We start from the raw sequence: 16037 nt of genomic DNA, 5'->3' as shown, positions 1-16037 counted from the left end.
GCGCAGGGAAGGGAGATCGGATCCGCCAGGTGGTGGGAAGCGCCTGCCCGGTCGGCGGGTCAGGCGGGGGAGCGGGGAAGAGTGAGACGCACCTCGAACCCGTCCCCGGCGGTCCCGGCGATGAGGGTTCCGTCGAGCAGTTCCGCGCGCTCCCGGAGTCCCAGGAGCCCGAGCCGGGCGCTGGGAAGATCCAACGGCGGCTCCGAGGGGCGGGAATTGCCGATGACGACTCCGCAGGATCGGTCGTCCGACCAGAGCTGCACGAGGATCGCGGATCCGGGCGCGTGTTTGCGGATGTTCGTCAGCGCCTCCTGGACCGTTCGGTACACAGCGCGCTGTGCGGCGGAGGGGAGATCCGGCGGGAGCTCTCCCGTGGTCGTGACAGGCAGGCCGCTCGCTGCGATGAGGTCGGTCAGGTCGGCGATGGTGGGTTGCGGTGCCAGGCCGGGGCTGCGCGTGCCGGCGGCCCGCAGCAGGGTCACCATCGAGCGCAGCTCGTCGAGCGTCGTGGCGGCCATCCGCCGGATGGAGCTGGCGGCGCCTCGCACCTCCGCATCCGCAGCCGTCACCTGCAGGGCGCCCGCCTGGACCGAGATCAGGCTCACCTGGTGCGAGACCACGTCGTGCATCTCGCGGGCGAGCTGGTTGCGCTCCTGCGTCAGCAGGCTCTGCGCATACAGCTCCCGTTCATGCTGCCTGGTCGCCTCGATCTCGGCGATCCTGGCCCGAAGATCGGATGCCGCGAGCGTCAGCTGGCCGAGCAGGATCGGAGCGGCGGCGGTGGCGAGCTGATAGATGAACGTCACGGCCGTCCAGTTCTGGTCAGCCGTGAGCAGGTTCGTGAGGGGCCAGCCGATGGCCTCGGAAGCCGCGAACAGCGCTCCGCAGAGGAACAGCAGCCACCGCCGGCGGGTGCGGCTGGAGAGCGCGAGGAGGGCGATGATCGGCGCGGCGAGGATGTTCGCGATGAGCGCGGCCGGCAGGGTCAGCGCGAACGCGATCAGCGGCCACCGGCGGCGGATCAGCAGGGCGGCGCAGGCGAGCGCGATCGTGCCCACGGCGAGCGGCCCGTCGTCCGCATAGGTGAGGAAGGAGTCGGCGATGGCGATGGCGACCGCGAGGAGGTCCGTCACCCAGGGAGGTATGCGGCGCCACGCCGCCAGGAGGAGGTTCACCGATCCGAGGGCCGTTCGTCGAGCAGGCCGGCGCGCTGCGCGGCGAGTGCCGCCTGCACCCGGCTCGTGACACCCAGCTTGGCGAGGATCGCGCTGACGTGGTCCTTGACGGTTCCGGCGCCGAGGTAGAGGCGAGCGCCGATGTCGGCGTTGGAGAGGCCCTCGGCGACGAGCCTCAGCACCTGTCTCTCGCGATCGGTCAGTATCGAGACGCGCTCGGCCTCCTCATCGAGCTCGGCCGTCGGGCCGGGGTGGGCGTTCAGCAGGGTGCGGGAGGCTCGCGAGGACAGCACGACCCCTCCGGCCGCCAGCGCCCGCACGTACTGGCCGAGCTGCTCGGGCTCGGTGTCCTTCAAGAGGAATCCGGAGGCGCCGGAGCCGAGGGCGGTCAGGATGTACTCGTCGGCGTCGAAGGTCGTGAGCATCGCCACGGCGGGGCGCTCCGGCAGGGTCGAGACGATGCTCAGCAGGGTCAGCCCGTCGACCTGGGGCATTCTGATGTCGAGCAGCAGCACATCGGGTCTCTCCACCTTGATCACATCGAGCGCTTCGATGCCGGACGCGGTGCCGACGACGCGGATGTCGTCGGTGGCGTTCAGGATCATCGAGAACCCTCTGCGAACGAGGGCCTCGTCGTCGACGATCACGACACGGATCATGGGATTCCTCTCTCCTCTCAAGAACGCTAGGGCACAGCGGCGCGTCGATGTCCGATCACCGCCGCCAGACGGACCCGATCCCCGCCGATCGACGGATGCGGATACGCCGATCGGGTGACGACTCCCGGCGGGGCACTCGATGGACTGGTCTCATGCGCCATGTTCTGTCTCGTCTCGCCAGGGGTTCTCTGCGCTACCCGCTGTCGCTGGCCCTCTCCGCCGCGGCGCTGGGCGCGGTCGTCGCGAGAGCCACCTGGGCGAGCGAAGTGGAGCTCAAGGGCGCGCACTTCAGCGTTCTGTCCTGGATCCTGCTTCTCGTGTCGGTCGCGTTGGCGGAGCGATGGGTGAGCACCCGATGGGCGCTCAGCGTCGCGACCGCCGCGACCGCCGCGGGAGTCGTGGCCGCATGGGGCGTGCTGGCGGCGGCCGCCGTCCTCGGCGAGCCGATGTCCCAGGAGGCGCTGAGCTATCAGGCGTGGACGCCGTCGGTGACCAGCGCGGCTCTCCTGTTCGCGGTGTCCAGCCGGCTCAGGCCGGCGACTCGACGCACTCTGCGCTGGATCGTCGGAACGGGCGTCGTCACATTGCTGCTGCTGTCGGGTCATGCATCCGATGTGGCGCGGGTCTTCGCCGTGCTCGCCGCAGGACTGGTGGCGATGATCGGCCGTCCGGCGGTTCCCGGCACGGGCTGGCGGCCCAGCGTGCAGACGCGCTGGCGCAGTGCCCTGGCGGCGGTGCTGGTGGTCGTGGCGAGCGCGCTGGCGCTGGGGTCGGTCGTTCCCAACGCCACCGGGGTGCTGGCCTGGACCGGCGCCGTCGTCGACGCGAGCGCGGCGCCGGTGGCGGCCCTGCTGCTCGCCGTGAGCGCGGCGCTCATCATGCGGGGCCGGATGCTCGGCGTCGTCCTGGGCGGCACCGCTCTCGCCGCGGTCGCCGTGGTCACCGCGATCGAGTTGATCGTGCGTCCGATCCTCGACGGCGGGTTCGTCTGGCAGGGCGTCACGGCGGCCGAGACCGAATGGCAGGTCGTGCTGCTGCTGTCGGGGGGCCTTCCCGCTCTGGCCGTCCTGCTCCTGGCGCTGGGGGCGCGCAAGGTCATCCGTCGGCCGGCCCCTCCCGTGACGGACCTGGACCGCCGGCGGCTGCACGCGGCATTGAGGCGGTCGGGGGACTCGACGTTCGCGCACATGGCCACCTGGGCGGGCAATTCACTGTGGTTCGGGGAGGACGGGGCGGCGGTCGCCTACCGCGTCCGCGACGGAATCGCCTTCACCGTCGGGGATCCGATCTCCGACGACCCGCCCCGCGCGCTGCGTTCGTTCGCCGAGTTCTGCGAATCGCGGGGGTGGACGCCGGTGTTCTACAGCATCCATGACGAGGCGGCGACGACGCTGCAGGGGCAGGGCTGGGCGCGCATCGCCGTCGGCACGGACGCGGTCCTCGACGTGGACGGGTTCACGCTCAGCGGCAAGCGCAGGCAGGATCTCCGCACGGCGGTCAACAGAGCCGATCGCGAGGGCCTCACGGCGGTGTGGACCTCCTACGCGGACAGCGCGCCCGCGATCCGTGCGCAGGTCGATGCGCTCTGCACGGCCTGGGTCGACGGCAAGCGCCTGCCCGAGATGGGCTTCACCCTCGGCGGGCTCGCAGAGCTGACCGATCCCGCGGTGCGCCTGATGCTCGCGATCGGAGCGGACGGTCGCGTGCAGGTCGTGACGAGCTGGCTTCCCCTTCATCGAGACGGCGAACTCATCGGGTGGACGCTCGATGTCATGCGTCGCGATCGCGGAGCGATGCCCGGCGCGATGGAGTTCGCGATCGTCTCGACGGTCCGCCAGGCGGCGGAGGACGGGCTTCGGAGAATCGGTCTCTCCGGAACCCCGCTGGCACCGCACGAAGGGCAGCAGATCGGCTGGATGTCCCGCCGGATGTCCCTGCTGCTGGAGCCCAGCTACGGATTCGCGTCCCTCGAGCGCTTCAAAGCCAAGTTCGGGGCACGGCATGAGCCGCTGTGGATGAGCTACCCGCAGCCGCTCCAGCTTCCCCGGATCGGCCCCGCACTGCTGCGCACCTATGTGCCGACGCTCACGCTGACGCACGTCGTCCGCGCCTTGCGCGTGCCGACCTGACGGCGCTGAGCCGGGGAGGCCCGACGAGGTAGCGCTGTGATCCCAGAGCATCCGTGGTTGAATTGGTTAGCCTTACCTAACCAAGGAGAACGCCATGTCTTTCGATGATGCCGTCGTCGCGGCGGTGACCGCCCACATGAACGGCGACCACGCCGACGACAACGTTCTGATCGCGCGTGCCTGGGGATATCCCGGAGCGGCGTCGGCGACGATGATCGGGCTCGATGCGGCGGCGGGTCGCTGGCGGGTCTCGGATGCGGGCGGCGACCACGAGCTCATCGTGCCCTGGCCGGGTGCTCCGCTCTCCGAGCGTCCGCAGATCCGCCGCGCCGTGGTGATGCTCTACCGTGCGGCGTGCGAGCGCCTCGGCGTGCCCGCGCGCGAGGAGCATGCGGCGCCGCCGCACGGGCACGCCGCGGGGGAGGGGGCTCCCGAGGGGTTCGCCCGCCGACTTCGCGAGGCGACGTGGACCGACCACGGTGACAGCGAGGGCGCCACGTTCATGACGGACATCATGCGCGGCCGCAGCGGTGTGCGGGAGTACGCCGAGCTGGCGGCTCAGCACTGGTTCCTCTACGAGGCGCTCGACGACGCGGCCCGGCTCCTCGCCGCCGATCCGCTCCTCGCGGCACTGCACCCCGAAGGGCTGGGGCGGGTGGTCGCGCTCGAGCGCGATCTCGCCCGTCTGCTCGGAGCGGACTGGCGCGCCGAGATCAGGCCGGTGCCGGCGACCGAGGCCTACGCCGCGCGGATCCGCGAACTCGCCACCGAGGGGTGGCTCGCGGGCGTCGTCGCCCACCACTACACGCGCTATCTCGGAGACCTGTCCGGTGGTCAGGCGATCGCGCGACGCGTCGCGGGGCGATTCGACCTCGATGGTGCCGGTGTCTCGTTCTACGACTTCACGGCCGTGGGCGACCCCGCCGTGTTCAAGGACTCGTATCGCCGGGTGCTGGACGCGCTCGGAGAGCGGTTGAGCGCCGACGAGCAGGGGCGGATGCTCGACGAGGTGCGGGCGGCGTACCGGTTCAACACGCAGGTGTTCCTCGATCTCGGGGCGGCACGACTTCCCGCCTGACGCGAACCCGACTCGCGCTCTTCACCAAGCCCCCGGCCTGACCGCCGGGGGCTTCGTGTTTGCACGGACAGATTAGGTGAGGCTAACCTAAGTAAAGGTTGAGAATCTGCTGAACCGTTCCCCATCCGCCCCGAGATCGACCTCCTGTGAGGAGAACAGTCCGTCGTGAACACCATCAGTCCCGTGCGCAGGCCGAGAGCCCTGCTCACCCTCGTCACCACCGCGGCGCTCGCCGTCGGCGCCCTTCTGGCGCCTGCGGCCGCCGCCGCAGCGCCCTCGGACAGCACGCTGTCCGAGGCATCCCTGGACTGGGGCGTGAAGTCCTCGTTCGTCGGCTACGTGAAGAGCCCGATCGCCCACGGCCAGGTGCAGACCATCGGGTCCACCGGCGCGGGCTTCCACTGGCCGGGGGGCGGCGGCACCGCCTCCGCCGACCTCGGCACCGCCTCCGTCGAGTTCGGGGAGGGGGACGGCGTGCACTTCACCGGTCATGCCATGAACGGGGTGAACGCGCTGGATCTGACGTTCACGCACCCGCAGGTCGTGATCTCGGGCGGCGCGGCGACGCTGCTGCTCGACGTCACAGGACGCGAGTTCAAGAGCACGACCGAGCCCGGCGAGCTCTTCACACACGACGCCGTGGAGTTCGCGACGGTCGCCCTGGGGTCCCCGCAGGTCTCCGGCACGACCTACACCTGGGCGAACGCGGCCGTCACGCTCACGGCGGAGGGCGCGGCGGCCTTCGGCGGCTTCTACGCGGCCGGGACGGCGCTGGATCCGCTCACGCTGACCGCGACGGTGCAGGCGCCGGCCGCCCCCACCGCCACGGTGCTCGCCGCGGCGCCCGATCGCTTCGACGAGGGCGGCAGCACCGTCCTGACCGCCACCGTCTCGCCCGCCGCGGAGGGGACGGTGACCTTCCGCGACGGCGACGAGGTGATCGGGACCGCAACGGCGGCGGGCGGAGCCGCGTCGACGACCGCTTCGGGCCTGACCGCAGGAGCGCACTCCATCCATGCGAGCTTCGCTCCGGCCGACCCCGCCGCGTTCCAGTCCTCGGCGTCCGACATCGTCACCGTGACGGTGACCGGGCGCACGACCGAGCCAGAGCCGGGCACGTTCACCCCGGCCGTCCAGGTCTTCCTCGCCGACGGCGTCACGCCCGCCGGCCGGACGCCGCTCTACACCGGCGATGAGATCGTGGTGAAGGGCACCGGATTCGATCCTGCCGCGAACGTCGGGGGTCGCGGCGTGCCCGTCCCCGCGAACCTTCCTCAGGGCGACTACGTCGTGTTCGGCAGCTTCGGCGCGGACTGGCGGCCTTCGCAGGGCGCCGCCTCGACCACGCGCAAGGTCGCGACCCAGGGATGGGCGCTGACAGCCGCGACGCTCGAGGCGATCCCGGCGCAGTACCGCGAGACGGTGCGGGCGCAGTGGGCGGAGCTCGCCTCCGATGGATCCTTCGCCTGGCGCACGACGCTCAAGCCCGTCGACGGTGCGACCGGCTCCTACGGCGTCTACACCTACGCCGCGGGCGGGCAGAAGAACGCCGCTCAGGAGATCGGCGTGCCGCTCGAGTTCCGCGGCGACCGCCCCGTCCAGCCCGAGCCCCAGCCCACGGCCGAGGTCATCCTCCCCGTCGGCGTCCAGGCGCGCCCGGGCGACACCGTCACGTTCCGGGTCTCCGACCTGAAGCAGGGCGACGCCGTGCGCTTCGAGGTGCACTCCGACCCGATCGATGCGGGCCGAGCCGTCGCGGACGCCTCCGGCGTCGCGAGCGCGGCGTGGACGGTCCCGGCCGGCTTCCCGACCGGTGCGCACGAACTGCGAGTCTTCCGCGATGTCCAGCCCGCACCCGGAACGGCATTCCTGACCCGCGCCTTCACGGTCGGTGCGGCGCCGAACCCGGAGGCCCCGGTGGTCACGCCCTCGACCCCCGCGGAGAGCGGCCCGGCGATCCCGGCCTGCGTCGCGCGGGTGGTCGACGGCGGCGGCCTCGACTGGGGGCTCAAGCAGAGCTTCCGCTCCTACGTCGAAGGCCCGATCGCGAAGGGCGCCTTCTCCGGAGGATCCTTCTCCGCGAGCAGCGGAGCGCTGAACACGGACTCCGGCGCGCGCGGCCGGATCGTCTTCTCGGGCGCGATCACCGCGACCGGGCACAATGGACTGCTCGACTTCCGGCTCGCCTCGCCGACGATCGTGCTCAACGGATCCGGATCCGCCGCGCTCTACGCGCAGGTGACCTCGACCGACACCACCGGCAAGCCGGCGACGAGCGGAACCGTGCACTTCGCCGATCTGTCCTTCGGCTCTGCGGAGATCTCCGGATCGAGCGTGTCGGTGCAGGGGGCTCGTGCCACCCTCACCAGCGCGGGCGCGACCGCGTTCGCCGGGTTCTACGAGGCCGGCACGGCGCTCGATCCGATCTCGTTCCGCGTCGCGCTCGGCGCGCAGACGCCCTGCGATGAGACGACCGACGCCGCGAGCGGATCCCTCGCGATGACCGGCGGCGACTCGCCGGCCTTCCCGATCGCGATGAGCGTCCTGATGCTCCTCGCCGGTCTGACCCTGGTCGCCGTCCGCCGCCGTCGCGCGGCCTGATCGACACGCCGAAGGATGCCCGCCCGGCGGATGACGGGCGGGCATCCCCGCGCATGGAGGCTTCATGAACATCGCACGCCTGTCCGCCGCTGCCGCTCTGCTGCTCGGCGGAGTCCTCGTCGTCGCCCCCACGGCCGGCGCAGCGACGCCCGCACCCGCCTCGGCCTCCTGCACGGTGCAGGGCGGAACGCTCACCTGGGGCGTCAAGGAGTCCTTCCGCTCCTACATCTCGGGCAGCATCGCCAAGGGGGGCTGGGAGGCGGGCGACGGCGCGACCTACGCCACACCCGCCTTCGCCTTCACCGGGGCGACCGGCGAGATCGACCCCGTCAGCGGGGCCGGACGCGTCGGCTTCCCCGGTTCCGTGCACTTCACGGGCCACGGCGGGATCCTCGACCTCACCATCGCGTCGCCGACGCTGCAGATCGGCGGCGACGGCCGAGCGACGCTGCTCCTCGACGTGCGCGGCACCGACACCTCGGGCGCTCCCGCGATCGACGCGAAACAGGCGGAGATCGGGACCCTGGCGGCGGCACCGGCGGTCGATGCCGCGGCGGGAGCGCTGACCCTCAGCGCAGCGCCGCTGGCGCTGAGCGCCGCGGGAGCACCCGCGTTCGGCGGCTTCTACGCCGAAGGAGAGGAACTGGATCCGGTCACCGCGACCGTGCAGCTCTCCTGCCCCGCTCCGGAGCCCGTCCCGGTGTCGACCCTCGCCCCGTCGCCGTCGCAGACGGCGGTGCCGGCGGCGGATGCTGCCGGCACGCCGGGGGCCGTGCCGTGGATCCCGATCACGCTCGGCGCCGTCGTCGTCGGGGGAGGGGCGGTCGCCACCGCGATCGCGATCCGCCGGCGTCGCTGAGCGTTCGCCGCGGCACGGCACCCTGCCGCGGCGCCCTTCACATCGGGCGCCGCGGCAGGATGATGCCACGGCCGGTGACCGGGTGCGGGATCACCTCGACCGGCGTGCGGTAGACGGTCGACACGGTGGCCTCGGTCAGCACCTCGGCGGGCGTCCCGCACGCGGCCACGCGCCCCTCCTGCAGCAGCAGGACGCGGTCCGCGAAGGCGGCGGCGAGATTCAGATCGTGGAGGATGACCAGCACCGCGTCTCCGGCCCGCGCGTGCGCTCGGGCGAGAGACAGCAGCGCCTCCTGATGCCCGAGGTCGAGGGCGGCGGTCGGCTCGTCCAGCAGGAGCATCCCCGTGCGGCCGGCGATCACGCGCGCGAACGCGGTGCGCGCCCGCTCGCCGCCGGACAGCGTCGGCACGGCGCGCTCGGCCAGCGGGCCGATGTCGGCGGCGGAGATCGCCTCCGAGACGGCTTCGTCGTCCTCCTCGGATCTCGGCGTGCGACGCCAGGGTGCGCGCCCCATCCGCACCACCTCGTGCACCACGAAGGGGAACGCCGTGCTGTTCTCCTGCAGCAGCACTCCGCGTCGCCGGGACAGATCCCCGACGCGCCAGTCCGACAGCGGGCGATCGTCGATGAGGACTTCCCCCGAATCGGGGTGCAGGTCTCCCGCGAGCACGCCCAGCAGGGTCGACTTCCCGGCGCCGTTGGGGCCGAGCACCGCCAGCACCTCGCCCGCGTGCAAGGTCAGATCGACGCCGTCGAGCAGCGCCCTCCCGCCGCGCGCGACCTGCACCGCTCGCAGCTCGGCCACGGTCGCGCTCATGCCCAGCCTCCCGCGGATCGCCGGGTGCGGCGCAGGAGCCAGAAGAAGAACGGGCCGCCGATCAGCGAGGTCAGGATTCCCAGGGGCAGATCGGCCATCGGCACGATCGTCCGCGCGTCGAGGTCCGCGAGGGTGAGCAGGAGGGCGCCGCCCAGGGCGCTCGCCACGATCAGCGGACGATGCGCGGGGCCGAGGAGCATCCTCATGAGGTGCGGGACCACCAGCCCCACGAACGAGATGATCCCGGCGAAGGCGACCGCCGCCCCCACCAGCAGCGCGACGAGCACGATCGTCCCGAGGCGGAGCCGTTCGACGTGCACGCCGAGATGCCCTGCGGTGCGCTCGCCGAGCGAGAGCAGATCGAGCCGGTGCGCGATGAGCAGGGCGATCAGGATCCCGATGAGCAGGAGCGGCAGGATCACGGCCGCCTGCGGCCAACGGCTCCCCGCGAGGCTGCCGAGCTGCCAGAACACGATCTGCTCCCGCGACTGGGTGTCGCCGAGGAAGGTGAGCAGGGCGATCGCCGCGCCGGCGACCGCGTTCACGGCGATGCCGGTGAGGATCAGCGTGATGACCTCGGTGCGCCCGCCCGCGCGGCTGAGCGCATAGACGGCGAGGCTGACGCCGAGCCCGGCGAGGAAGGCGAAGGTCGGCACGGTCCACGGGCCCAGCGCGCTCAGGCCGAAGACGATGCACACGCCCGCGCCGACGGCGGCGCCCGAGGATACGCCGACCACGCCCGGCTCGGCAAGAGGGTTCCCGAAGACCGCCTGCATCAGCAGGCCCGCCACGGCCAGCGCCGCACCGACCAGCATCGCCATCACGACGCGCGGGAAGCGGATCGACCACAGGGTCGCCGTCGCGATCTCCTCCGGCTGCGGCAGGGCGGTCGCGCCGAGGGGGCGGAGCAGTGCGCCGAGCACCTCGGCCGGAGCCACGGCGAGCTGGCCGACGCCGGCGGAGAGGATCACCGCCGCGAGGAGCGCGGCGCCGAGTGCGGCGGGCACCAGAACCCGTGCACGGCGGGCGCGCGGCCTCGGTGCGCGCGGCGGGAGGGCCGCCGCCGGGGGCGCCGGGGGAGAAGAGAGCATGGAATCATCTTAGGTTAGGCTTACTTAACCATTGTCGAAGGGTGCGGGTGTGAGGCGAACGACCAGACGGATCGCGGCGACGATCGGAACGGCCTTCCTCGCGCTGGCGCTCGCCGCCTGCGACACCGGAGCCGCGCAGCTCGCGGCACCGGCATCGTCCCGGCCCGCACTTCCGGCCCTCGCCTCATTGACCCCTGTCGAGAACCCGCGGACGGTCGAGGGACCCTCGACCGTCGTGATCGGCGGGCCGACGATGCCGCCGATCACCGCACCGGCGCCGCGGCTTCCCGCCACCGTGCAGTCCGCGGACGGCGGCGGACGCGAGGTGACCGTGCGAGACACGTCCCGCATCGTGGCGCTCTCGCTCAGCGGCACGGTCGCCGAGCTCGTGCACGCGCTCGGGCTCGGCGATCATCTGGTCGGACGCGACGTCTCCACGGACCTGCCGGAGACGGCGGCGCTTCCCGTGGTCACCAAGAAGGGCCACACGATCGATGCGGAGGCCGTTCTCGCGCTGAAGCCCACCCTGATCCTCACCGACGGCTCGATCGGCCCCACCGACGTCGTGCTCCAGCTCGGCGACGCCGGGATCCCGGTCGTCACGATCGATCGGGCGACGGATGCCGAGAGCACCTACCGCGCGATCGGCCAGGTGGCGGCGGCGCTCGGCATCGCCCCGGCCGCCGAGACGGTGAACGGCGCCCTGCGCGCCGCGATCGGGAGCAAGACCGCGGAGATCGCTCGGCTGCTGCCGGACGATCCGTCCCGGCGACCGCGGGTCGTGTTCCTCTACGTGCGCGGCACCGCGGGCGTGTACTACCTGTTCGGCAAGGGGAGCGGAGCGGACAGCCTGATCTCCTCGGTCGGCGCGGTCGACGCCGCATCCGAAGCCGGGTGGGTCGGCGAGCGGCCGCTGACGCCGGAAGCCCTCGTCAAGATCGACCCCGACGTGATCCTCGTCATGACGAAGGGACTGGAGAGCGCGGGCGGCATCGACGGCCTGCTCGCCGCGCAGCCCAGCATCGCCCTGACCACGGCGGGCGAGCACCGGAGGATCATCGATGCCGAGGACACCCGGATCTTCGCGGCGGGAACGCTGCTCCCCGACATCATGGACGGTCTCGCGCGCGCCCTCTACGCACCGGACAGCGGCGCGTCCGGCTAGAGCGGAGCAGCTCGACGCCGTCGTCGCCCGACGGCTTCCCTAGGATGTCGAGCATGCCCGCTGAACTGCCCATCGGCACGCTCCTGGACTCCGACGCCCCCGCCTTCCTGCACGCGTCGCGACTCAACCGTCACACGTTCTGGTGCGGGCAGAGCGGATCCGGCAAGACCTACGCGCTCGGCGTGCTGCTCGAGCAGCTGCTGCTGCACACCCGGCTGCCGCTGGTCGTGTTCGATCCGAACTCGGACTTCGTGTCGCTCGGGAAGGTGCGCGACGACGCACCCGCCGCGGAGGCGGACCTGCTCCGGGAGCGCGATGTGCGCGTCCTGCACTCCGCGCCGGGCCACACGCAGCGGCTGCTCGTGCGCTTCGTCGACCTGGACATCCGCGCGCGGGCGGCGATGCTGCAGCTGGATCCGATCCGCGACGCCGAGGACTACAACCTCATGCTGCGGATCGACACCCAGTACCTCGTCGACGAGGAGGCGCCCGTCGTCGAGTGGCTGCGCTCGACCGGGGACCCCGGCTACGCCCGCATCGCGACGCGGATCGAGAACCTCGGCCTCCCGGACTGGGACATGTGGGCCTGGGACCGCAGGGACGTCACGGACATCGTGGGGGACCGCGCCGACGCCACCGTGGTCGATCTCGGCCACTTCGCGACGCCCGCGCAGATGCAGACCGCGGCCCTCGCCGTGCTCGACGAGCTCTGGGCGCGGCGTCAGGAGCGCGTCGGCCGGCTCATCGTGATCGACGAGGCGCACAACCTCTGCGGTCCCGAGGCGGCGACGCCGCTGCAGCGGCTGCTCACCGACCGCATCGTCCAGATCGCGGCGGAGGGGCGCAAGTACGGACTCTGGCTGCTGCTGTCGACGCAGCGCCCCTCGAAGGTGCACCCGAACGTCATCTCCCAGTGCGACAACCTCGCCCTCATGAAGATGAGCTCCGAGCGCGATCTCGCCGAGCTCGGCGAGGTGTTCGGCTTCGCTCCGCGCGAGATCCTGGAGCGCTCGCCGCGGTTCGCGCAGGGGCAGGCGCTCTTCGCAGGCGGCTTCGCCGCCGAGCCGCAGCTCGTGCAGATGGGGTCCCGGCTCACCCACGAGGGCGGATCCGACGTGCCGATCGCGCTGCGCTGACAGCCTCGGTCCGCCGCGCGGTGCGGAGAGCACGCGCCGGTTTCGCCCGCAGGCGCGACAGCGAGGAAGATGGATCCCATGGGTGAATCGACCTCCTGCGGTCCCGACTGCGCCTGCGGCGCTCCGCCGCGCGACGTGCTCTCCGGCGGTCGCGCGACGCTTCCGCTGCTCGGCGCGCGGGAGGCGGGGGCGGGAGACGCGGCCGGCCGGCATGCGATCGCGCAGGCGCGCATTCCCGCCGGATCCTTCGTCATGGGCGATTCGTCCGGCGATGAGAACCGGGGCGACGGCGAGACGCCCCGACACAGGGTCGCGCTCGAAGCCTTCGAGATCGATGCGACCACGGTCACGAACGCCGACTTCGCCCGTTTCGTCGAGGACACCGGCTACCGCACAGAGGCCGAGACCTTCGGTTTCTCCGCCGTGTTCCACCTGGCCGTGAGCGCCTCCGACGCCGACATCATGGGCCCGGCCGCCGGCACGCCCTGGTGGTACGGCGTGCGCGGCGCGGACTGGGCGCACCCCGGCGGATCCCGCTCGGATCTGGACGCGCTCGCCGACCACCCCGTCGTGCACGTGAGCTGGAACGACGCCCTGGCCTACTGCGCCTGGGCCGGCCGGCGCCTGCCCACCGAGGCGGAGTGGGAGTATGCCGCCCGGGGCGGACTCGACGGCGCGAAGTACCCCTGGGGCGACCAGGAGCCGGACGACGGCGGCTGGCGCACGAACATCTGGCAGGGCTCGTTCCCGCGCGAGAACACCCTCGAGGACGGCTGGCTGACCACCGCTCCCGTGCGCGCCTTCGCCGCCAACGGGTACGGGCTCTTCCAGCCGGTCGGCAACGTGTGGGAGTGGTGCGCGGACTGGTTCGATCCGCGCGCATACGAGCGCTCGGCCGAGGCGGACCCGCGCGGCCCGTCGCTGGGCATGGCGCGCGTGCTGCGCGGCGGCAGCTACCTGTGCCACATCTCCTACTGCAACCGCTACCGCAACTCCGCGCGGAGCTCGAACACGCCCGACTCGTCGATGGGCAACGCCGGATTCCGCACCGTCTCGCTCCGAACGGAGAACGCATGAGCACCAGCCGCTTCCCCCGGCGCGTCTACGACCGCGGCGAGGAGCCGGACGCCCGCTTCACCCTCGCGAATGAGCGCACGTTCCTCGCCTGGATCCGCACCTCCCTCGCACTGCTCGCGGGCGGCGTCGCACTCGAGGCCCTGGGGCTGGGCATGCACCCGGGCTTCCGGCACGCCGCCTCGATCCTGCTCATCGTGGCCGGGCTGCTGACGCCCGTCCAGGCGTGGCTGGGCTGGATGCGCACCGAGCGCTCGCTGCGGGAGTCGACTCCGCTGGGACCGCCGTGGATCGCGATCCCTCTCGCCGTCGTGGTCGTGGCGACCGGAGTGCTCGTGCTGCTCGGGGTGCTGCTGGCGTGACCCGCGAACCCGAGCGGGTCTTCGACCCCGGCCTGCAGCCCGAGCGCACCGCTCTGGCCTGGCGGCGCACGGCGCTCGCGCTCGCCGGGGGATCCGTCGTGATCATGCGGATCCTGCCGTCGGTGATCGGCGGCGCCGCACTCGTGCTCGGATTCGCGGGTCTCGCTCTGGCGCTGATCGTGCTGGTCGGCTCGCACCGGCGCTACCGGCGCCAGCACCGGGCGCTCACCTCGACCGAGCCGGTGGTGCTGCGCTCGGGCTGGCCGGTCGCCGCGCTGACCGGCGCGACGCTGCTCGTCGGCGTGCTCTGCCTGCTATTCGTGCTCGGCCGCGGATGAACGCTTTCGTCGGACGCTGACGGGGACGACGAAGCGCCCCGTGCCGCCCTCCGGAGAGGGCGACCCGGGGCACTGGTGCGCGGGGCGGATCAGACGATCGCGCGGAGGCGTTCGTCGAGGGCGTCGAGCGCCTCCGCCGAGAGCACATCCTTCGCCATGCCGGCGATCGCGGCGAGCGGGAAGGCCCGCGCCATGCCGATCATCGGGTGCGCGCCGATCCCGGGAGCCGCGGCCTCGAGCAGGGCCCTGCTGCGCTGATCGTCCAGGAGGTCGCCCAAGGGGGAATCCCGGGAGAACAGCGCCGGCGCCCCGGATGCGGCCGGCGGATCCGCGGCGAAGGAGGCGGTCCCGGCGGGGATCCCGGATGCTCCGGAGCGGGCGACCTCGCCCAGCCAGGCGAGGCTCGGCTTCGGCGTGCGCGCGAAGGTCTCCCGATCGACCGCGATCAGCCCGAACGTCGGAGCCCAGTGGCCCCACTCGTAGTTGTCGAGCGCCGACCAGTGCAGATAGCCGCGGACGTCGATCCCGTCCTCGACCGCGGCGGCGAGATGCCGGAGGGCCTCGGTCGTGTAGGCGATGCGGCGCTCGTCATCCCCGGTCGCGATGCCGTTCTCCGTCACGAGCAGGGGAAGACCCGTCACCTCGTGTGCATGCCGGAGGGCCAGGCCGAGAGCATCCGGACGATACGCCCATCCGGTGAGCGTGTTGTCCGGGTGCGCCGGATGAGGCACGGGCCCGTGCTCGTTCACCGGCTGGGTCGTGTACGACTGCACGCCGACGAAGTCGTCGCCGCGCGAGGCCTCCAGATAGAGGTCCTCCCACGCCCACGTGGTCTCGCGGAACACCTCCTCGTTCCCCGGGGTCGGGGTGAACGCCTGCTGGGCGATGGTCCAGCCGACCTTCGCGGTGGTGCGCTCGCGCAGCACCGCGGTCGCGACCCGATGCGCCTCGACCATCCGTTCGCCGAGCGCGGGGTCCGGGGTCAACGGCCCGTCATGCGCGAGCGTGAGGCCCTCGCCGTCTCCGGACACGGTCCCGGCGAGGAACTTCTGCATGAGGGCGACCATGTTGGGCTCGTTGATGGTGCACACCCATTCGACGCCGTCGAGGATCGTCGACGCCTTCTCGACGTAGCGGCGCCAGCGATCGAGCGCTTCGTCCCCCATCCAGCCGCCGGCTTCGGCGAACCAGTACGGCGAGGTGAAGTGGTGGAGCGTCACGACCGGCTCGAGTCCGAGTTCGCGGGCGGTGTCGATCATGCGGCGGTAGTGGGCGAGCTCGGCGAGCGACCAGCGGTCGCGCTCCGGCTCGATCCGCGCCCACTCGATGCTGAACCGATAGGCGGTCAACCCGGCTTCGGCCAGCAGACGCATGTCCTCGGGGTAGCGGTGGTAGCTGTCGTCGGCGTCGCCGGAGTATTCGGCGAGGAAGCCGTCGCCCTCCCAGCGCCAGATGTCGCTCGAGGTGTTGTTCCCCTCGACCTGGTGGGCGGCGGTGGAGGCTCCCCAGAGGAACCCTTCCGGTACTCGTGACATGATCCGTCTCCTCTTCTC

At 72.1% G+C, this 16037-nt stretch carries 14 protein-coding genes; 9 read left to right on the top strand and 5 right to left on the bottom strand.

Features of this window, described 5'->3' with window-relative positions:
• Positions 1–59: 59 nt before the first annotated feature.
• Positions 60–1133 (bottom strand): histidine kinase, encoded by a 1074-nt coding sequence (locus ACIPY5_RS18715; RefSeq protein WP_309340442.1) that lies wholly within the window; start codon positions 1131–1133, stop codon positions 60–62.
• Positions 1134–1171: 38 nt separating this feature from the next.
• Entirely contained in the window at positions 1172–1834 is a 663-nt protein-coding gene (locus ACIPY5_RS18710) for a response regulator (RefSeq protein WP_400973467.1), read from the bottom strand.
• A 152-nt stretch (positions 1835–1986) separates the two neighbouring features.
• Here ACIPY5_RS18710 and ACIPY5_RS18705 point away from each other — a divergent pair, with 152 nt between their 5' ends.
• The 4 genes from ACIPY5_RS18705 to ACIPY5_RS18690 all read left to right on the top strand — a co-directional run bounded on the left by ACIPY5_RS18705 (position 1987) and on the right by ACIPY5_RS18690 (position 8501).
• Complete coding sequence (locus ACIPY5_RS18705; RefSeq protein ID WP_400973464.1) at positions 1987–3963, top strand: bifunctional lysylphosphatidylglycerol flippase/synthetase MprF; 1977 nt, start codon at positions 1987–1989, stop codon at positions 3961–3963.
• A 94-nt stretch (positions 3964–4057) separates the two neighbouring features.
• Positions 4058–5041, top strand: a complete 984-nt coding sequence (locus tag ACIPY5_RS18700) for a biliverdin-producing heme oxygenase (protein WP_400973462.1) — start codon at positions 4058–4060, stop codon at positions 5039–5041.
• A gap of 165 nt (positions 5042–5206) precedes the next feature.
• Positions 5207–7642, top strand: a complete 2436-nt coding sequence (locus ACIPY5_RS18695) for an HtaA domain-containing protein (RefSeq protein ID WP_400973459.1) — start codon at positions 5207–5209, stop codon at positions 7640–7642.
• Between the two features lie 64 nt (positions 7643–7706).
• Positions 7707–8501 carry an HtaA domain-containing protein gene (locus ACIPY5_RS18690; protein ID WP_400973457.1) on the top strand — a complete coding sequence of 265 codons (795 nt, stop codon included), beginning with the start codon at positions 7707–7709 and terminating at the stop codon, positions 8499–8501.
• Between the two features lie 37 nt (positions 8502–8538).
• Here ACIPY5_RS18690 and ACIPY5_RS18685 read toward each other — a convergent pair whose 3' ends face one another.
• Both ACIPY5_RS18685 and ACIPY5_RS18680 read right to left on the bottom strand, forming a co-directional pair.
• Complete coding sequence (locus ACIPY5_RS18685; protein ID WP_400973454.1) at positions 8539–9318, bottom strand: heme ABC transporter ATP-binding protein; 780 nt, start codon at positions 9316–9318, stop codon at positions 8539–8541.
• The gene (locus ACIPY5_RS18680) at positions 9315–10409 is read right to left on the bottom strand and encodes a FecCD family ABC transporter permease (protein ID WP_400973451.1); all 1095 of its coding nucleotides are present in this window, start codon (positions 10407–10409) and stop codon (positions 9315–9317) included. Before ACIPY5_RS18680 ends, ACIPY5_RS18685 begins: the two co-directional genes overlap by 4 nt.
• A 49-nt stretch (positions 10410–10458) precedes the next feature.
• Between ACIPY5_RS18680 and ACIPY5_RS18675 the strand changes: the two genes are divergently transcribed.
• From ACIPY5_RS18675 to ACIPY5_RS18655, 5 genes are all read left to right on the top strand, one after another.
• A complete protein-coding gene (locus tag ACIPY5_RS18675; protein WP_400973449.1) occupies positions 10459–11574 on the top strand; it encodes a hemin ABC transporter substrate-binding protein in 1116 nt (371 codons plus the stop codon).
• A gap of 53 nt (positions 11575–11627) precedes the next feature.
• Positions 11628–12710, top strand: coding sequence for an ATP-binding protein (locus ACIPY5_RS18670; protein ID WP_309340430.1), 1083 nt, complete (start codon positions 11628–11630; stop codon positions 12708–12710).
• Between the two features lie 78 nt (positions 12711–12788).
• A complete protein-coding gene (locus ACIPY5_RS18665; RefSeq protein ID WP_400973445.1) occupies positions 12789–13787 on the top strand; it encodes a formylglycine-generating enzyme family protein in 999 nt (332 codons plus the stop codon).
• A complete protein-coding gene (locus tag ACIPY5_RS18660) occupies positions 13784–14146 on the top strand; it encodes a DUF202 domain-containing protein (RefSeq protein ID WP_309340424.1) in 363 nt (120 codons plus the stop codon). Before ACIPY5_RS18665 ends, ACIPY5_RS18660 begins: the two co-directional genes overlap by 4 nt.
• Positions 14143–14484, top strand: coding sequence for a DUF202 domain-containing protein (locus ACIPY5_RS18655; RefSeq protein ID WP_309340422.1), 342 nt, complete (start codon positions 14143–14145; stop codon positions 14482–14484). Before ACIPY5_RS18660 ends, ACIPY5_RS18655 begins: the two co-directional genes overlap by 4 nt.
• An 89-nt stretch (positions 14485–14573) precedes the next feature.
• Here the strand turns inward: ACIPY5_RS18655 and ACIPY5_RS18650 are convergent, their stop codons facing one another.
• Complete coding sequence (locus ACIPY5_RS18650; RefSeq protein ID WP_400973441.1) at positions 14574–16019, bottom strand: glycoside hydrolase family 1 protein; 1446 nt, start codon at positions 16017–16019, stop codon at positions 14574–14576.
• Positions 16020–16037: the final 18 nt, after the last annotated feature.

This window comes from Microbacterium sp. NPDC089698 (assembly GCF_044749045.1).
Classification (GTDB): Bacteria; Actinomycetota; Actinomycetes; order Actinomycetales; family Microbacteriaceae; genus Microbacterium.
The sequence above is the reverse complement of the archived record's forward strand: the minus strand, read 5'-3'. Positions and strand labels throughout refer to the sequence as shown.

Excerpts from the sequence above, each read along its gene's own strand:
- ACIPY5_RS18685 (WP_400973454.1), bottom strand. The coding sequence starts at position 9,318 with ATGAGCGCGACCGTGGCCGAGCTGCGAGCGGTGCAGGTCGCGCGCGGC.
- ACIPY5_RS18690 (WP_400973457.1), top strand. The coding sequence starts at position 7,707 with ATGAACATCGCACGCCTGTCCGCCGCTGCCGCTCTGCTGCTCGGCGGA.
- ACIPY5_RS18650 (WP_400973441.1), bottom strand. The coding sequence starts at position 16,019 with ATGTCACGAGTACCGGAAGGGTTCCTCTGGGGAGCCTCCACCGCCGCC.
- ACIPY5_RS18710 (WP_400973467.1), bottom strand. The coding sequence starts at position 1,834 with ATGATCCGTGTCGTGATCGTCGACGACGAGGCCCTCGTTCGCAGAGGG.
- ACIPY5_RS18700 (WP_400973462.1), top strand. The coding sequence starts at position 4,058 with ATGTCTTTCGATGATGCCGTCGTCGCGGCGGTGACCGCCCACATGAAC.
- ACIPY5_RS18705 (WP_400973464.1), top strand. The coding sequence starts at position 1,987 with ATGCGCCATGTTCTGTCTCGTCTCGCCAGGGGTTCTCTGCGCTACCCG.
- ACIPY5_RS18660 (WP_309340424.1), top strand. The coding sequence starts at position 13,784 with ATGAGCACCAGCCGCTTCCCCCGGCGCGTCTACGACCGCGGCGAGGAG.
- ACIPY5_RS18680 (WP_400973451.1), bottom strand. The coding sequence starts at position 10,409 with ATGCTCTCTTCTCCCCCGGCGCCCCCGGCGGCGGCCCTCCCGCCGCGC.
- ACIPY5_RS18665 (WP_400973445.1), top strand. The coding sequence starts at position 12,789 with ATGGGTGAATCGACCTCCTGCGGTCCCGACTGCGCCTGCGGCGCTCCG.
- ACIPY5_RS18670 (WP_309340430.1), top strand. The coding sequence starts at position 11,628 with ATGCCCGCTGAACTGCCCATCGGCACGCTCCTGGACTCCGACGCCCCC.